This is a genomic window from Desulfosarcina variabilis str. Montpellier (assembly GCF_048565275.1).
Lineage (GTDB): Bacteria > Desulfobacterota > Desulfobacteria > Desulfobacterales > Desulfosarcinaceae > Desulfosarcina > Desulfosarcina variabilis.
Window position 1 is genome coordinate 1077763 of record NZ_CP159846.1, and the last position, 15215, is coordinate 1092977.

The following is a 15215-nucleotide window of genomic DNA, read 5'->3' on the forward strand; positions in this document are numbered from 1 at the left end:
ATCCCCTTTGTTATCAAGGAGACAACCATGGCACATAAAAAAGCAGCCGGTAGTTCGAAAAACGGTCGCGACAGCAACGCCCAGCGCCGGGGGATCAAACGCTTCGGCGGGCAGGAAGTCCTTGCCGGAAACATCCTGGTTCGCCAGGTGGGCACCAAGATTCATCCCGGCAACAATGTGGGAATGGGCAAGGATTATACGCTGTTTGCCCTGATCGACGGCATTGTTAACTATGAAAGAAAAGGACGAGACCGCAAACAGGTCAGCGTCTATGCCGCGTGAAGTTTATTGACGATGTATGGATCACCGTCCAGTCGGGGAACGGTGGCGCCGGATGCGTCAGTTTGCGGCGTGAAAAATATATTCCCAAAGGCGGGCCGGACGGCGGTGATGGCGGACGCGGCGGAGACGTCATTTTTAAAACGACGACCAAGCGGCGTACCCTTTATCATCTTCAGTACCAGAAGCTTTACAAAGCCAAGAACGGAGCCGGCGGGCAAGGGCGCAATTGCACCGGAAAAAGCGGTGAATCGCTGATTATTGAGTTGCCACCAGGAACGCTGGTGCGCGACGCCGACACCGGACAGATTATCAAAGACCTCGTCGACACCGACGAGGTCTTTGTCGTTGCGCAAGGTGGCCGTGGCGGGTTAGGTAATGCCCGGTTCAAGTCGTCCACCAATCGCACCCCGCGTTTTGCCCAGCCGGGTGAACCGGGGCAGACGCTGCGGCTGCATCTGGAATTGAAGCTGCTTGCCGATGTGGGCCTCGTGGGGTTGCCCAACGCTGGCAAATCGACCCTGATTGCGGCCATTTCTTCGGCCAGGCCAAAGATTGCCGATTATCCGTTTACCACCTTGAAACCCAATTTGGGCGTGGTTCGTTTGGGTCAGCGGGAGCCTTTCGTGGTTGCCGATATTCCCGGGCTGATTGAAGGCGCCCACACAGGCTCGGGGCTGGGGATTCAGTTTCTGCGCCATCTGGAGCGTACCCGCCTGCTTGTGCACCTGGTGGACGTGGCCGCCATCGATGCGGACCATCCGCTGAAGCATTTTGAGACGATCAATCGGGAACTGAACGAGTATAGTCCGCTTTTGGCCGGCAAGCGCCAACTCGTGGTGCTGAATAAAATGGATGTGGACTGGGCGGACGACGCGGCCGCGCTTTTCCAGGATGCGTATGGCAAGCAATCGCTCATGCGTATTTCCGCTGCTACCGGCCAAGGGCTTGATGAACTGATGCAAACCTTGTGTAATCTGTTGGATCAACTTGATGAAGTGCAAGCCGAAGAAGACGCATAATACCATTACCCGAGCCGTGGTTAAAGTTGGCAGCAATGTGCTGACGGCCAAGGCCGGTTTGAACATTGACGCCATCGTTTCGATCAGCAGCCAGATTTGTGAATTAATGACCCAGGGGATTGAAATCATCCTCGTTTCATCGGGCGCCATGGCCTCGGGTATGAAAAAAATGGGATTTGCCAAACGGCCCGACGCGATTCCCAAACGTCAGGCCATTGCAGCCGTTGGCCAGGCTGGTTTGATTTTGGAGTGGGAAAAAGCCTTTGCCCGTTTTGACCGCAGGGTGGCCCAGATTCTGCTGACCAGCGACGATCTGACCAGTCGCAAACGCTACCTGAATGCCAGGAATACCATGAACACCCTGCTGGATTGGCAGGTGGTGCCGATTATCAATGAAAACGACACGATCATGGTCGAGGAGATCAAGTTGGGCGATAATGACAACCTGGCGGCCATGATCGCCCTGCAACTGGATGCCGATATTTTTATCAATTTAACGGATATCGATGGCCTTTACGATAAAGACCCGCGCGTCCATGACGATGCCCGGTTGATCCAGCAGGTGACCACCTACAGCAAGAGTATCGAAAAATATGCCGGTGACATCCCCGGCGCGCTTGGCACCGGCGGCATGCTGAGCAAGATCAAGGCGGCCCGGAAAGTGACCGGATCGGGGATCCCCATGGTGATTGCCAAAGGGTATCGCAAAAACGTGCTCTTGCAGCTGGCTGCCGGAGAATCCGTCGGGACCTATTTTGTTCCCCGGGCGCAAAAGCTGAATCGCAAGAAGTGCTGGATCGGCTATACCGCCAAAACGCAGGGGACCCTTACCATCGATGCAGGGGCGGCCAAGGCACTGCTCAGCAACGGCAAAAGCCTGCTGCCTAGCGGTATTGTCGATGTCCAGGGGCGGTTTGCCGCAGGCGCTGCCGTGGCGGTGGTCAGCCAGGATCACCAATACCTGGGCAACGGCTTGGTCAACTACAGCGCTGAGGATATTCGACGCATCATGGGGGCCAGGAGTAACCAGATCAAGGCGCGCCTGGGCCAAAAAACCTATGATGAAGTGATTCATCGGGATAACCTGGTGATTACCGGGCAGCTCGATCAACCTTAGCGGTGAATGCCCCCGATTGATGCAAGGCCCCTGGTCTCATTTTTTTAATTTTCAATAAGAAGCGTTTTGCCAATGTCAGCCCATATACAACAACAAGTTGTCACTGACGTGGTGGGGTGGCCGTTTTTGGAATAAAAACGCTTATCAAAAGGAGCGCGTATGGATATCGAACAAACCATCCGGCAAATGGCCCAGGATGCCAAAACCGCTGCCGGCGTTATCAGCCGCAGCAGCACGGATCAAAAGAACCAGGCGCTTTTAACCATGGCCGACCTGCTCGAAAAAAGAGCCCAGGTGATTTTTGACGAAAACCGCAAGGATCTTGAGCGGGCCGAGGCGGCTGGTTTGTCGGAGGCCATGGTGGATCGATTGACCGTTTCCGAAAAAACCATCGCGTCCATGGCCGAGGGCTTAAGGGAAGTGGCCGCCTACACCGACCCGGTGGGGACCATGGGGCCGACCCGTATCCGGCCCAACGGTCTGCGGGTATCGAAAATGCGTATTCCCTTGGGCGTCATCGGTATCATTTACGAATCCCGTCCCAATGTGACCATTGACGCAGCCGGCTTGTGTTTGAAATCCGGCAATGCCGTGATCCTGCGTGGCGGCTCTGAAGCGCTGCACTCCAACCGCGCCCTGGCCGATATCATCGGTGAGGCGTTAAACGCCGTGGGCCTGCCCGCCCAGGCGGCCCAGGTGGTGCCCACCGAAGACCGGGCGGCGATCAATGTGCTGCTGGCCCAGGAGGAATGTGTGGACCTGATCATTCCCCGGGGCGGAGAAGGGTTGATCCGGTTTGTGGTTGAGCATTCCAAGATTCCCGTGCTCAAACATTACAAGGGGGTTTGCCACGTGTATGTGGATGCGCCTTCGGATATGGCCATGGCCGAAAAGATCGCCTTCAATGCCAAGGTCCAGCGTCCCGGGGTCTGCAATGCCATGGAAACCCTTTTGGTCCATGAAGCGGTTGCCGGTGATTTTCTGCCCGTCATGGCCAAACGGTTTGCCCAAGCCGGTGTGGAACTGCGGGGCTGCGCCAATACCTGCGCCCTCTTACCGGACATCAAGCCGGCTACGGATGCGGATTGGCCGGAGGAGTACCTGGATCTGCGACTGGCGGTGAAGGTGGTCGAGAGCATGGAGGCCGCCATGGACCACATTGCACGCTATGGCTCGAACCATACGGAGGCCATCGTGACCACCGATTACAAACGGGCGCATCGGTTTTTACGGGAAGTGGACGCCTCAGTGGTGCTGGTCAATGCCTCCACCCGTTTCAACGACGGCGGCCAGCTGGGGTTGGGCGCCGAAATGGGGATCAGTACCTCCAAACTGCATGCTTTTGGTCCCATGGGACTCGAAGAGCTGACCACCCAGAAATTCGTCGTCTTGGGCGACGGTCAGATCCGAGAATAACCAGATATTCGGAAGTTTATATGCGCGCAGGACTTTTCGGCGGAACCTTCAATCCGATTCACAACGGCCATTTGATGGTGGCCCAAAAGGTCCTGGCGCGTTTTGCCCTGGAATGCCTTTATGTTATTCCCTGCCGGACGCCGCCCCACAAGCAGCCGGTCTATTTGGCACCGGCCGCCGACCGGCTACGGATGATTCAATTGGCCCTGCCCGATGATCCCCGCCTGCATCTGTCCGAGATTGAGATCCAGCGCAATGGCGCTTCCTACACCATCGACACGGTGCATGCCTTTGCCGCGCAGATCACCCCTGGCGCCGACTTGTTTCTGATCATGGGCATGGACGCATTTTTCGATATCCATACCTGGAAGCATTCCCGATCTTTGCTTGAAGCCGTTCGGCCATTGGTGGTGACACGCCGTGGGGACACAGATGAAAAAGGTGTCGGCCCGATTGAGCAGATGGACCGGTATATCCAATCCCGGTTGTCAACCGATTATCGGCTGAGTGCAGAAGAAAACGTTTGGCAGACGCCGGCCGGCCAGGCCATTTATCTGCTGGAAACCCAGCCGCTATCCGTATCCTCCACCATGGTGCGTGATCGGATCCGGGCTGGAAAAGGCCTTACCGGTCTTGTGCCGCCGTTGGTTGACGCTTATATTGAACAAAAGGAACTTTATCGATGAATGAAACAATTGATCCGGATCTGGACATTTACGTTAAGGCGGTCCTGGGGAAAAAGGCCCGCAACCCGGTTTTGTTGGACGTCCATCATTTGACAAGCCTGGCCGATGCCTTCCTGATCTGCCACGGAACGTCCAATCGCCAGGTCAGCGCCATTGCCGAGCACGTCCAGCGCGATCTGAAAAAGCAGGGCATCAAGCCCCTGAGCGTCGACGGGATCAAAGAGGGACACTGGGTCTTGATGGACTACGGCCATATTATCATCCATGTCTTTTTTGAGGAAACCCGCGGTTTTTACAACCTGGAGAGCCTGTGGTCGGATGCCCGGCGAATCCAGACCGAAAGTCTTCGACATCTGGATGATTATCCGGAAGACACGACGGATACAGACGTGGACGAGTCGGTGTTTATTGAATAATCTGTCAACCATTACAGGGAGAATGGTTATGAGCAAGAAAACCCACATGCTGATCATCCTCGACGGCTGGGGGATCGGTGCCGATGAACCCACCAACGCCGTCCAAGTCGCCAACACGCCATGCCTGGATCGGCTTTTGTCCACTTATCCGTCAACGCAGCTGCGCTGCTCCGGAGCGGACGTCGGCCTGCCTGCCGGCATCATGGGCAACAGCGAGGTCGGGCATATGAATATCGGTGCCGGGCGGGTTGTCTATCAGGACCTGGTGCGGATCGACAAGGCCATTGACGAGGACTCGTTTTCCCAGAATGAGCAACTCTGCAAGATTATGGACGCGGTTATCGAAAAGGGAACGGTGCTGCATTTGATGGGGCTGGTGTCGGACGGTGGCGTGCACAGCCAGTTGACCCACCTGTTGGCCCTGATTTCCATGGCCGCCAAACGGGGCGTGCCCAAGACTTTCGTGCACGCCATTCTTGATGGCCGGGACACGCCGCCGGACAGTGGCGTGGGCTATGTGCAAACGGTGCAGGACCATATCCAGACCATCGGTTACGGCCGGGTAGCCACCCTTTGCGGCCGGTTCTATGCCATGGATCGGGACAAACGCTGGGAGCGGGTGCAGCAGGCCTATCGCCTGTACACCGAAGGCCAGGGGCGCACCCAAACCGATCCGGTGGCGGCCATCCAATCGGCCTACGAGATGGGGGAAACCGATGAGTTTGTCAAACCGGTGGCCCTGGTCGATGATAATGGCAGGCCGGTGGGAACCGTGGCCGACGGGGACGGCATCATCTTTTTTAACTTTCGCGCCGACCGTGCCCGGGAGATCACCCGGGCGTTTACTGAAAAAGGCTTTGACGGATTTAAGCGGCAGGCGACACCGGCGCTTACCGGTTATACCACCATGACCCTCTACGATGAGACCTTTGACCTGCCCATCGCGTTCGGTCCGCAGCACCTGTCGATGATCCTCGGGGAGGTGATCAGCCGGCAGGGGCTGCGCCAGCTGCGCATTGCCGAGACCGAAAAATACGCCCATGTGACTTATTTTTTCAACGGCGGTGAAGAGGCACCATTCGAAAACGAAGATCGCTGCCTGATTCCATCTCCAAGGGAAGTGGCCACCTATGATAAAAAACCGGAAATGAGTGCTCCCCAGGTGGCCGAGGAAGTGGTCACCCGATTGGATTCAGGCCAATACGATTTTATCGTCCTGAATTTCGCCAACATGGACATGGTGGGGCACACCGGTGTGATGGACGCGGCCGTCAAGGCCTGCGAGACCGTGGACGGTTGCCTGGCAACGGTTTTGGATAAACTGCAGGCGCAAGGGGGCGTTGCCCTGGTCACCGCTGATCATGGCAACTCGGAAAAAATGGCCGGACCGGACGGCAAACCCTACACGGCCCACACCACCAATCCGGTGCGGTTGATCCTGGTGGATGATGACCGCAAGGCCGCCCGTCTTAACGAGGGCCGATTGGGTGACATCGCGCCGACGCTGCTGGCCCTGTTGGGGATCCCTCAGCCGAAAGAAATGACAGGTTCAAACCTGATTGCACAAACCGCTTAGTTGTCAGTGAGAAACAAGCCTCATCAAAAGAACAGACAACAAAGGACAACATTCGGCCAATCCGCCCTGGACATTGCGTTTCGGCTATTGACCCGGCGGGATCACACCCGCTGGGAACTGGCGGGAAAATTGCGGCATAAAGGCTTTGGGGCAGGTGATGTCGACCGGGCGATTGCCCGCCTGGACGAGCTCGGATACCTGGACGATGCCAAGACCGCCAGGATCATGGCGGATCATCTGCTGCGCAAAGGCTATGGCATCTTGCGCATCCGGTATAGCCTGGGGCAAAAAGGACTGGACGATGACGCAATCGACAAGGCCCTGCGCTGCTGTGGGGACGATATGGCCCAGGTCCAACATGCCCGGTGCGTGCTGGAAAAAAAGCGATTTCGTTTGCAAAGGGAAGCGGATCCGGTGAAGCGATACCAGCGGGCCTATCGTTTCCTGGCCGGTCGGGGGTTCCCGGCAGGCATCATTCGGCAAACCATTGGTGAATGTGACGATGATTTCATGTAGACGATACTGCTCGATTACATAAACGTCAGCGTCGCAAGTAAATGAATTTGGCACTCGCTCGTCCCACCTGGCAGCGATGGGTAAAACCGTGTTGCCGGATAATGGCCAGCGCCTCTTCGGCATCGGCTTGGCGTTTTCCGAAATCGAACAGCCGGCGCTTGCCGGATGTGATGATCCAACGATCCTGACCCTTGCTGACCACAGCGCGGTCTCGATCAATGGCCACGCACGATTCGCCGCCCATCGGTCCCCAGGGGCTTCCGCCTTTGGCCAGCAAGTAGCAATAAAAGGGCCGGCCCAAAGCGCCAAGCACGCACATTCGGTTCATTGCATAGTGCTTGATCACCTCAAGGGCCTTGTTCGCCGCGGCCTGGTCAGAACCAAAATCGTAAAGCCAGTGCTTGCCGTCGATGAGTTTCCATCGCCCGTCCATTTGATTCACGCGGATGGCAGACGCATCGAACTGGACGCATTCCTCTTTATCGGAAGGCTGTAGCCGTTCCAACGGATGCTGCAACTGTGTTTGCTGGTCCTGCCGGATCCATTGTGTCCCTCTGTAGCGGCTGCTGTTCTTGGCTGACCGCAACACGCCGCCATTCTTTTGAATGGTCAATTCCAATTCACCGGAGCCCGTGGCTCTGCCTTTGGGTACATCGGCCCACCGTCCCTTGATGCGTTTGCCGTAGATACGCCCGGAAAAGACCGTTGCCCAGGCAGGGTCGGAACCCTGGGGCGCGGCGTACCAATACAGCTGCCTGCCGTCCTGACGCAAATAGTAAGTGCCGCCGTCATCACAGGACCATCTGCCGGTCAGGTCTGCCCACGCATTGACGGCTAAGGCGACAAGCACAAGGGCACTAAATCTTACGGTGGATATACGCCTCGTAATTCTTGAGTTCCTGTTCATAGGGTTGGTGAAAAACAGGGCTGGAGATTAAAAAATCGGCTGTGGCCCGGTTGCAGGCCGTGGCAATATTGTACAGCACGGACATCCGTAGCAGTGCCTTGACATCCACGTCGTGGGGTTGGGCTGACATGGGATCCCAGAAAAAAACAAGGATATCCAGCTCTGCCCGGGCGATCATGGCCCCTAGCATCTGGTCTCCGCCCAGGGGACCGCTTTTCATGCGGGTGATGGAAAGGCCGCACTGGTCGGCCAGCAGTTTTCCGGTCGTGCCGGTGGCGTACAGATTGTGTTTGGCCAATATGTCGCTGTTGCGGCGAACCCAGGACAGCAGGTCCTGTTTGCGTTCATCATGGGCGACCAGGGCAATACGTTTGGTGACTTGCATAAAAAGGTTCCATTTTATTCAGCTGGATCATTCTCATTATTGTCGGCATAGCGGATTTGGATGGCGCGAATGACGGGCATACGATCCAAAAAGATTTTTACCAGCTCGGGATCGAAATGCGTTCCGGCGCCCTGAATGATTGCCTCAACGCTGCGCTGTTCATCCCATGGGGCCTTGTAACAACGCTGGGATCTGAGGGCATCGAAGACATCGGCAATGGCCACGATTCTACCGAGAATAGGGATTTCCTCCCCCTTTTTGCCAGACGCATGATTTTCATAACCTGGCAGCGGTGCACCTGAGACCGGATCCACATGGCCGGGATAACCGCTTCCATTCCATTTCTCGTGGTGGTTGAGCGCAATGACTGCCGCCGCTTCATCATAATCGGATTGCAGGTTGGAGAACAGCCGGGCACCATGGATGGTGTGTTGTTTCATAATGTTATATTCGTCTGGGCTTAACCGGGTGGTTTTTTTCAGGATCAGATCCGAGATCGCCACTTTGCCCACATCATGGAGCATGGCGCCCATGCGCAATGCATCCCGGGTTTTATCGATTTCTTTTTGGTCGATGTTGTGCTTTCGGGCCCAGGCCTCGTAAATTTCCAGTGAGATTTCAGCCACCCGGTTGACATGCGCGCCGGTTTCTCCAGGATCGCGCATTTCCGCCATGCGGATCATACGCAGAATCATGGCGCGGGTCATCTGGGCCCGTTCCAGGGCCACGGAGGCGATCCCGGCAAAGTGCAACATGACCTTCTCATCACTCCGACTGAAAGCCCGGATACGCTTTTCATGATCCTGAGCATTGATGATTTGGAGAATACCCAACGCTTCTTTCTTGGAACTCGTCAGCGGAATGGTCAGCATGCTGCGGGTGACATAGCCGGATGCCTGATCAAATTTTTTGCTGAACCGATACTGTTTGGATGTAGAAAGTGTGTAAACATCTGGAATGCTGAGCATTTTTCCCGTGGCCGCAGCATAGCCGGCGATGCTGGTTGAATCGATGGGCAGGGTGTAGGTCGAGTAGATTAACTTCTCTCCTGAGGGAAGCTTGCGTTGCAAGGTGTCATTCTGGGAATGGGCAAATCGAAGATGCTGGTCTTCCCGGATATAGATGGTGCCGGCATCGGCATGAACAAACTGTCGCGCCCGGGTCAGGACCCGTTCCAAAAGAATGTCCAGGTCATGGATCCGGTTGAGTTCGATTCCCAAAACCATCAAAGTGTCAAGTTTCTGCTTTTCACTAAGCATGGATCCATTGCTCCCGAAAAATGGGTTAAATATTAACTTATACAGCCCCATCCGTACCCGTCAACTCAAAAAAGACCTCCACTGGTTAAGCATCAGGATCAATATTAGGCCCCATCCAGGCTTTTGATATGCTAAGAGGCTCTTTGGGTTGCGAACTGTTGTCTAACCTCCGGATGGGGGAACAACTTCTAAGAGATTGACAGATAGGATTAATATTTCTATTTTTAACAATTGGTAAACACTGTTTTTTTGACACCATGGCCAATTGAAAAGAGGAGCGCATGACGCAGATGTTATCCACCAAAGAGGTGGCAAAATTCTTGGGGATCAATGAAAAGATGGTCTACACGCTTATTTCGGAGAAGGGGTTGCCGGCCTCCAAGGTGACCGGTAAATGGATCTTCCCCCAGCATCTGGTTGAGCAGTGGGTCGAGGCCAACACGGTCAATTTCCCCGAGTCCCACAAGATTTTACCCCCGTATGATGGATTATTGGTTGTTGCCGGTAGCAATGATATTCTTCTTGAAAAAACCCTGACCCTTTTTAACAATCGTCATAGTGGGCATCTGGCTGTTTTTGGAAACATCGGCTCGGTTGGCGGCATCAGCGCCCTGCGTCGCAGTCTCTGCCACATGGCCACCAGCCATTTGCTTCAGGATAACGGTAATGAATATAATTTTGAGTTTTTGAAGCGTCAGTTCGATCGGATGCCCGTGGTGGTCAATTTTTGTCGACGGGATCAGGGACTGATCATCCAGAAAGGCAATCCCCATAATATCACCACCATCAAAGACCTGGGCAAACCCGGGATTCGTCTCGTCAACCGCACCCTGGCAACAGGGACCCGGCTCCTTTTGGACCGCGAACTCAAAATGGCGGGCGTTGCCGGTGAGCGTATCAGCGGGTATGATCATGAAGTGAGCCGCCACATGGATGTCGGGCTGGAAATCTTAAGCGGCCGGGCCGATGCCGGGCCGGGCATCCGGCCGGTGGCCTCCCTGCTGGGTTTGGATTTTTTGGCCTTAAGGCAGGAGCGTTACGATCTGCTGATCACCCGGGAACGTTTTTTTGACCAGGGAATTCAGTATTTTCTTAGTTTATTGCATGAGAAATCATTTGCCCAGACGGCCGATCAATTGGAAGGGTATGACGTGAGCATCAGCGGAAAAATGATTTTCCCCCATGAACTGGAAGCATCGGAAACCGAAACAAACGAATGATTTTTCATTATCACGCACCAATCAAAACAAAAAAGCAAAACGAAAGGATGCGAAATGGGAAATTATAGAAAAAGCGTTTTATTGATCGGTATGGTATTAACGCTGGTCGTCTTGGTTGCGTTCCCGGCAACGGCCGCTGATAAGGTGCTCATGATGGCCACCACCACCAGCACCGACAACACCGGGTTGCTCGATTATTTGGCGCCCCACTTTACCAAAGCCACGGGGATCGCGTTGAAATGGACTTCGGTCGGTACGGGCAAAGCCCTTAAATTGGGAGAAAACTGCGATGTCGATGTGTTGCTGGTACATGCCCCGCCTGCGGAAAAGGCTTACGTGGAAAAAGGCTTTGGCGTTGACCGCCGAGAGATCATGTACAATGATTTCGTGATCATCGGTCCTGACAGTGATCCGGCGGGAATAAAAGGCAAGTCGGTTGTCGACGCCCTGGCAACCATACGGGATAAAAAAGCCGTTTTTGCCAGCCGCGGGGATAATTCCGGTACCAATAAAAAGGAGATTGCCCTGTGGAAAGCCAGCGGTAAGGCCGTACCCGAAAAAGAACCCTGGTATGTGCAAACCGGTCAAGGCATGCTGGCCACGATCAATATCGCTGCGGAGCGGGGCGGCTATACCATGACCGACCGCGGCACCTATATAAAATACGCAGATACCTTGAAAGGCAATCCGCCACTGAAGGTCCTCGTGGAAAAAGATGCGATTTTGCTTAATCAATACAGTGTATTGGCTATAAACCCCAAACGCTGTGCCCAGGCCAAGTATGATCTGGCCACGGCGTTCTCGGACTGGATGGCCGGTGCCGAAGCCCAGACGCTGATCCGGGATTTCAAACTGCTGGGCAAACCCTTGTTCGTCCCCAACGCCAAGTAATGACAGCCATTCATCCCCGCATCACGAACCGAACCAAACCGGTGCGATGCATTGACTATTCAGCACAATAATAAAGGGTTGTTTTGATCAACGAAGCGGGCACCCATCTCTTCGTTGATCAAAATATAGGCTATGGACTTTATCCTCGCTGGATTTATCGAGGCGATCCACCTGCTTTTCAGCGGTGATGCCCAAACCTGGTCTGCGGTGGCTGCCACGGTCAACGCCTCGACCGGTTCCATGGTAGCCAGTCTGGTGATTGGTATCCCGGCCGGGTTTCTGCTTGGCTACTTTGATTTTCCGATCAAACGTCAGGTCCGGCTATTGGTTGATACGGCCCTGGCCCTGCCCACGGTTTTTATCGGTTTGATGGTCTACGCCTTTATTTCTCAGCGCGGACCGCTGGGATCCCTGGGGCTGCTTTTCACCTTGCGGGGTATTGCCATCGGCCAGACCTTTCTGGCTCTGCCGGTGGTGATTGCGCTCAGCGCCACGGCAGTGGAAAGCATGGACAGGCACCTTAGAACGCTGTTGATCTCATTGGGCGCCAGTCGCACCCAACTGTTATTGAGCAGCCTTTGGGAGGTGCGTTACGGCGTGCTTGCCGCAGGACTGACCGCTTATGGACGGGTGATGACCGAAGTCGGGATTTCCATGATGGTGGGGGGCAATATCAAATGGCACACGCGCACCATCACCACCGCCATTGCCCTGGAGACGGGCAAGGGCATGTTTGCCACCGGCATCGCCCTGGGAGTGGTACTGATCACGATTGCCTTTGGTGTGAACGTCTGCCTTTCTTTTCTAAGAAAGAAATAACGGAATCTACTGGAAAGACAAGCCTTGTCCGATCCTATCTACCAGATTACCAACCTGATCCATCGCTACAACCGCCAGCCGGTTGTCGAGATTGATCGGCTGGCGATCGAGCCGGCAACCATTACGGGGCTGGTGGGGCCCAACGGCAGTGGCAAAAGCACATTGCTCAAAATGATGGCCTTTATCATGCGGCCGACGGATGGCATCATTTGTTTTAATGGTAAGCCGGCGCTGCCCTTCGACGAAGCCGTTCGCTCCCAGGTTACCCTGTTGACCCAGGAGCCTTACCTGATGAAACGCACCGTATTTAATAACATCACCTATGGATTGAAAGTGCGCGGGGACCGGGGAGACTGGACCCGGCAGGTCCATGCGGCCTTGACCTTGGTTGGCCTTGATCCCGAGCGCTTTTCCCGGCGATACTGGAATGAACTCTCCGGTGGTGAGGCCCAACGGGTGGCTCTGGCCGCCCGACTGGTACTCCAACCGCGAGTGCTTCTGCTCGACGAACCAACGGCCAGTGTGGATGCCGCTTCCAGTGAATTGATCCGTGCTGCTTCGCTCGGTGCCCGCGGCGAATGGGGGGCGACCCTGGTGATTGCCAGCCACGATCGCGAATGGCTCTACGAGGTTTGCGACGAGGTCATCCATTTGTTCAAGGGAAAGATCGTCGGCACCGGAAGAAGTAACATGATTTTCGGTCCCTGGTCTGCCGAGCACGGTGATCGCCATTTCAAACTCCTTGGCGATGGCAAACGCTTTGTTGTTTCCCCCCCGCCCAAGGCCGATTCAACGGCGTTTATCGACCCTGGCGCCATCCGGCTTTTCGCCAGAGGTGAGGCGACATCGCAGACCCGCCGGATTCTGGTCGACGGAACCGTAACCCGCCTATCTTTGCAAAAGGACGGTGGGACGCTTTATGCGGATGTGCGGATCGGGGCACTGACCCTGGTTGTCCGCGTTGACGAATCCCATTTGGCGGCCATGACCCTTCACCGGGGCTGGCCGGTTACCCTGGCCTATCGCCTGAACGATATTCACTGGAAGTAATTGCTTCGTTCAAACGATTCTGTTACCTTTTGATAACACGAAGGGATCTTTTTTATGGATGATTCTTGATGAGTATTATCAAAGATTGCCTGAGAAAAAAGGATTGACAGCCCTATTTCTATTTTTTATTCATTTCATTGAGGCAAATCAATTTTCGACAAGTCTTTGACCTGACAACACATTTTCCACTTCGCCGTGATATAGACACAAAACGTTCTTTGGACGCCTAAAATCAAATAAAAATACTGCTCTACCTGGCTTCTTTTTCATTCAAAAATAAGTACAAATTTTTTTCGACAAATCGGTCTTGGCTTTCCGTCAAAAAAATTAAACAGGCGAAAAGAGTCGCTCATGGAAAACAAATTGATCATTTTTTTATCGAACCTAAGCTCAGCTTGGGAAAAAAAAATAGCCTTTAAACCCAAGGAGGATTGATGAAACGCCATTTAAAATGTGTTTCGGTTATTTTTGTTGTCCTGCTACTGGCCAGTTGTGCGCACAAGCCCGTTGAACGGGAAAGTGAGCTGGACAACCCCGCCCATCACTATTTAAGGGGCATGGAACTGATTGATGAGGGGCAGTTGGACCAGGCGGCGCTGCGCTTCGAGCGTGCCCTCACCCTGGAACCATCGTACCCGCCGGCATTGGCGGGCAAGGCGCTGGTCACCGCCATGACGGTAGACTCTCAGGCTGATGATCAGCACGGTGCCGTGGCGTTGGGACAGGCCTTGGAATTGATCGAAGAGGCCGAAGATGAAGCCGATGGTGACAGCCAGGAATTTTGTGTCCATGTTACCGCAATTCGGGTGTATACCTATGGAAAGCCCAAAAAGTGGCTCAACAGCGCCCAGAATGCCTATGATGCCGCCACTTCCCTGAAGAAGGTCAATGTGGCTGAATTACCCTATTACCGGGGCCTTGAGGCGGCGGATTATTTTATGGGAATAGCCGCCTACAAGGCTTTTCAGTTCAGGGATGCCGAAGATCTCCTGGCCCGGGTCACCGAAGTTCCCACGGGGCGCTGGCACCAGCCGGCAAGGGCCCTGTTTAAAAAAGTCCATAAGATTGTGCGGGCCATGGCCAACTATACCCTGACCGATGTGGCCAAACAGATCGCCATCAAGGATGAGGTGGTGCGGGTCGATGTGGCCGCCCTCTTGGTGGATGAGGTCCGCCTGGACCGGCTGATGGCCGGCCGTATCCCCGTACCCAACAGCCGGCCCACGAAGTCTTTCGTGCCTGCGGATATCGTCGATCACACCTTCAAGTCCGAGGTACAGACGGTTTTGGCCTGGAACCTGCGCGGGCTCGAACCCCAATATAACGAGACCAGCAAAGCATTTCTTTTTTATCCCAACGCGCCGGTGAAACGTAAGGAACTGGCGTTTATTCTCGAGGATTTATTGACCAAAATCACCGGTGACGAAAAGTTGGCGACGGCGTATTTTGGACAACAGCGTTCACAGTATCCGGACGTTTCTCCCAGTTCGCCGTGGTTCAATGCGGTCGTAAATGTGGTCAGCCGCAACCTGATGGAGACCGGTTTGTCCGGCGCCTTCCGTCCGGATGATGTCGCCGATGGTGCCGAGCTGCTTTTAGCGGTGATGCGTTTACGCGATGCGATGAATATTTACTAATCGAATGAGGAGATGGATC

At 54.7% G+C, this 15215-nt stretch carries 16 protein-coding genes; 13 read left to right on the forward strand and 3 right to left on the reverse strand.

Annotated elements, in window-relative coordinates:
* Nucleotides 1-27 precede the first annotated feature (27 nt).
* From rpmA to Dvar_RS04800, 8 genes are all read left to right on the forward strand, one after another.
* Entirely contained in the window at nucleotides 28-282 is a 255-nt protein-coding gene (gene rpmA / locus Dvar_RS04765) for a 50S ribosomal protein L27 (protein ID WP_419660560.1), read from the forward strand.
* Nucleotides 279-1301 (forward strand): GTPase ObgE, encoded by a 1023-nt coding sequence (gene obgE, locus Dvar_RS04770; RefSeq protein ID WP_419660561.1) that lies wholly within the window; start codon nucleotides 279-281, stop codon nucleotides 1299-1301. Before rpmA ends, obgE begins: the two co-directional genes overlap by 4 nt.
* Complete coding sequence (proB, locus tag Dvar_RS04775; RefSeq protein WP_419660562.1) at nucleotides 1273-2418, forward strand: glutamate 5-kinase; 1146 nt, start codon at nucleotides 1273-1275, stop codon at nucleotides 2416-2418. Before obgE ends, proB begins: the two co-directional genes overlap by 29 nt.
* A 159-nt stretch (nucleotides 2419-2577) precedes the next feature.
* A complete protein-coding gene (locus tag Dvar_RS04780; RefSeq protein ID WP_419660563.1) occupies nucleotides 2578-3834 on the forward strand; it encodes a glutamate-5-semialdehyde dehydrogenase in 1257 nt (418 codons plus the stop codon).
* Between the two features lie 20 nt (nucleotides 3835-3854).
* Nucleotides 3855-4520: a nicotinate-nucleotide adenylyltransferase gene (nadD, locus tag Dvar_RS04785; RefSeq protein WP_419660564.1), complete on the forward strand. Its 666-nt coding sequence runs from the start codon at nucleotides 3855-3857 to the stop codon at nucleotides 4518-4520.
* Nucleotides 4517-4936, forward strand: a complete 420-nt coding sequence (rsfS, locus tag Dvar_RS04790; protein WP_419660565.1) for a ribosome silencing factor — start codon at nucleotides 4517-4519, stop codon at nucleotides 4934-4936. Before nadD ends, rsfS begins: the two co-directional genes overlap by 4 nt.
* 28 nt (nucleotides 4937-4964) lie before the next feature.
* Complete coding sequence (gene gpmI, locus Dvar_RS04795; RefSeq protein WP_419660566.1) at nucleotides 4965-6512, forward strand: 2,3-bisphosphoglycerate-independent phosphoglycerate mutase; 1548 nt, start codon at nucleotides 4965-4967, stop codon at nucleotides 6510-6512.
* Between the two features lie 6 nt (nucleotides 6513-6518).
* Nucleotides 6519-7028, forward strand: a complete 510-nt coding sequence (locus Dvar_RS04800) for a regulatory protein RecX (protein WP_419660567.1) — start codon at nucleotides 6519-6521, stop codon at nucleotides 7026-7028.
* Between the two features lie 25 nt (nucleotides 7029-7053).
* Here the strand turns inward: Dvar_RS04800 and Dvar_RS04805 are convergent, their stop codons facing one another.
* From Dvar_RS04805 to Dvar_RS04815, 3 genes are read right to left on the reverse strand one after another with little or no spacing between them, the layout of a single operon-like run.
* On the reverse strand, nucleotides 7054-7878 hold the full coding sequence (locus Dvar_RS04805; protein ID WP_419660568.1) for a hypothetical protein: 825 nt from the start codon (nucleotides 7876-7878) through the stop codon (nucleotides 7054-7056).
* A gap of 7 nt (nucleotides 7879-7885) precedes the next feature.
* Nucleotides 7886-8320: a methylglyoxal synthase gene (locus tag Dvar_RS04810; RefSeq protein WP_419660569.1), complete on the reverse strand. Its 435-nt coding sequence runs from the start codon at nucleotides 8318-8320 to the stop codon at nucleotides 7886-7888.
* A gap of 14 nt (nucleotides 8321-8334) precedes the next feature.
* Nucleotides 8335-9579: a GAF and HD-GYP domain-containing protein gene (locus Dvar_RS04815; RefSeq protein WP_419660570.1), complete on the reverse strand. Its 1245-nt coding sequence runs from the start codon at nucleotides 9577-9579 to the stop codon at nucleotides 8335-8337.
* A 281-nt stretch (nucleotides 9580-9860) separates the two neighbouring features.
* On the opposite strand from Dvar_RS04815, the gene Dvar_RS04820 reads away from it, so the two are divergent.
* The 5 genes from Dvar_RS04820 (at nucleotide 9861) to Dvar_RS04840 (ending at nucleotide 15196) form a co-directional block, all read left to right on the forward strand.
* Nucleotides 9861-10799 (forward strand): substrate-binding domain-containing protein, encoded by a 939-nt coding sequence (locus tag Dvar_RS04820; RefSeq protein WP_419660571.1) that lies wholly within the window; start codon nucleotides 9861-9863, stop codon nucleotides 10797-10799.
* Between the two features lie 54 nt (nucleotides 10800-10853).
* Entirely contained in the window at nucleotides 10854-11690 is an 837-nt protein-coding gene (locus tag Dvar_RS04825) for a substrate-binding domain-containing protein (RefSeq protein WP_419660572.1), read from the forward strand.
* A gap of 132 nt (nucleotides 11691-11822) precedes the next feature.
* Nucleotides 11823-12509, forward strand: coding sequence for an ABC transporter permease (locus Dvar_RS04830; protein ID WP_419660573.1), 687 nt, complete (start codon nucleotides 11823-11825; stop codon nucleotides 12507-12509).
* A 24-nt stretch (nucleotides 12510-12533) separates the two neighbouring features.
* Entirely contained in the window at nucleotides 12534-13559 is a 1026-nt protein-coding gene (locus tag Dvar_RS04835; protein ID WP_419660574.1) for an energy-coupling factor ABC transporter ATP-binding protein, read from the forward strand.
* A gap of 434 nt (nucleotides 13560-13993) precedes the next feature.
* Nucleotides 13994-15196: an S-layer homology domain-containing protein gene (locus Dvar_RS04840; protein WP_419660575.1), complete on the forward strand. Its 1203-nt coding sequence runs from the start codon at nucleotides 13994-13996 to the stop codon at nucleotides 15194-15196.
* Nucleotides 15197-15215 lie beyond the last annotated feature (19 nt).

Excerpts from the sequence above, each read along its gene's own strand:
- rpmA (WP_419660560.1), top strand. The coding sequence starts at position 28 with ATGGCACATAAAAAAGCAGCCGGTAGTTCGAAAAACGGTCGCGACAGC.
- proB (WP_419660562.1), top strand. The coding sequence starts at position 1,273 with ATGAAGTGCAAGCCGAAGAAGACGCATAATACCATTACCCGAGCCGTG.
- Dvar_RS04780 (WP_419660563.1), top strand. The coding sequence starts at position 2,578 with ATGGATATCGAACAAACCATCCGGCAAATGGCCCAGGATGCCAAAACC.
- nadD (WP_419660564.1), top strand. The coding sequence starts at position 3,855 with ATGCGCGCAGGACTTTTCGGCGGAACCTTCAATCCGATTCACAACGGC.
- rsfS (WP_419660565.1), top strand. The coding sequence starts at position 4,517 with ATGAATGAAACAATTGATCCGGATCTGGACATTTACGTTAAGGCGGTC.
- gpmI (WP_419660566.1), top strand. The coding sequence starts at position 4,965 with ATGAGCAAGAAAACCCACATGCTGATCATCCTCGACGGCTGGGGGATC.
- Dvar_RS04810 (WP_419660569.1), bottom strand. The coding sequence starts at position 8,320 with ATGCAAGTCACCAAACGTATTGCCCTGGTCGCCCATGATGAACGCAAA.
- Dvar_RS04815 (WP_419660570.1), bottom strand. The coding sequence starts at position 9,579 with ATGCTTAGTGAAAAGCAGAAACTTGACACTTTGATGGTTTTGGGAATC.
- Dvar_RS04820 (WP_419660571.1), top strand. The coding sequence starts at position 9,861 with ATGACGCAGATGTTATCCACCAAAGAGGTGGCAAAATTCTTGGGGATC.
- Dvar_RS04825 (WP_419660572.1), top strand. The coding sequence starts at position 10,854 with ATGGGAAATTATAGAAAAAGCGTTTTATTGATCGGTATGGTATTAACG.
- Dvar_RS04830 (WP_419660573.1), top strand. The coding sequence starts at position 11,823 with ATGGACTTTATCCTCGCTGGATTTATCGAGGCGATCCACCTGCTTTTC.
- Dvar_RS04840 (WP_419660575.1), top strand. The coding sequence starts at position 13,994 with ATGAAACGCCATTTAAAATGTGTTTCGGTTATTTTTGTTGTCCTGCTA.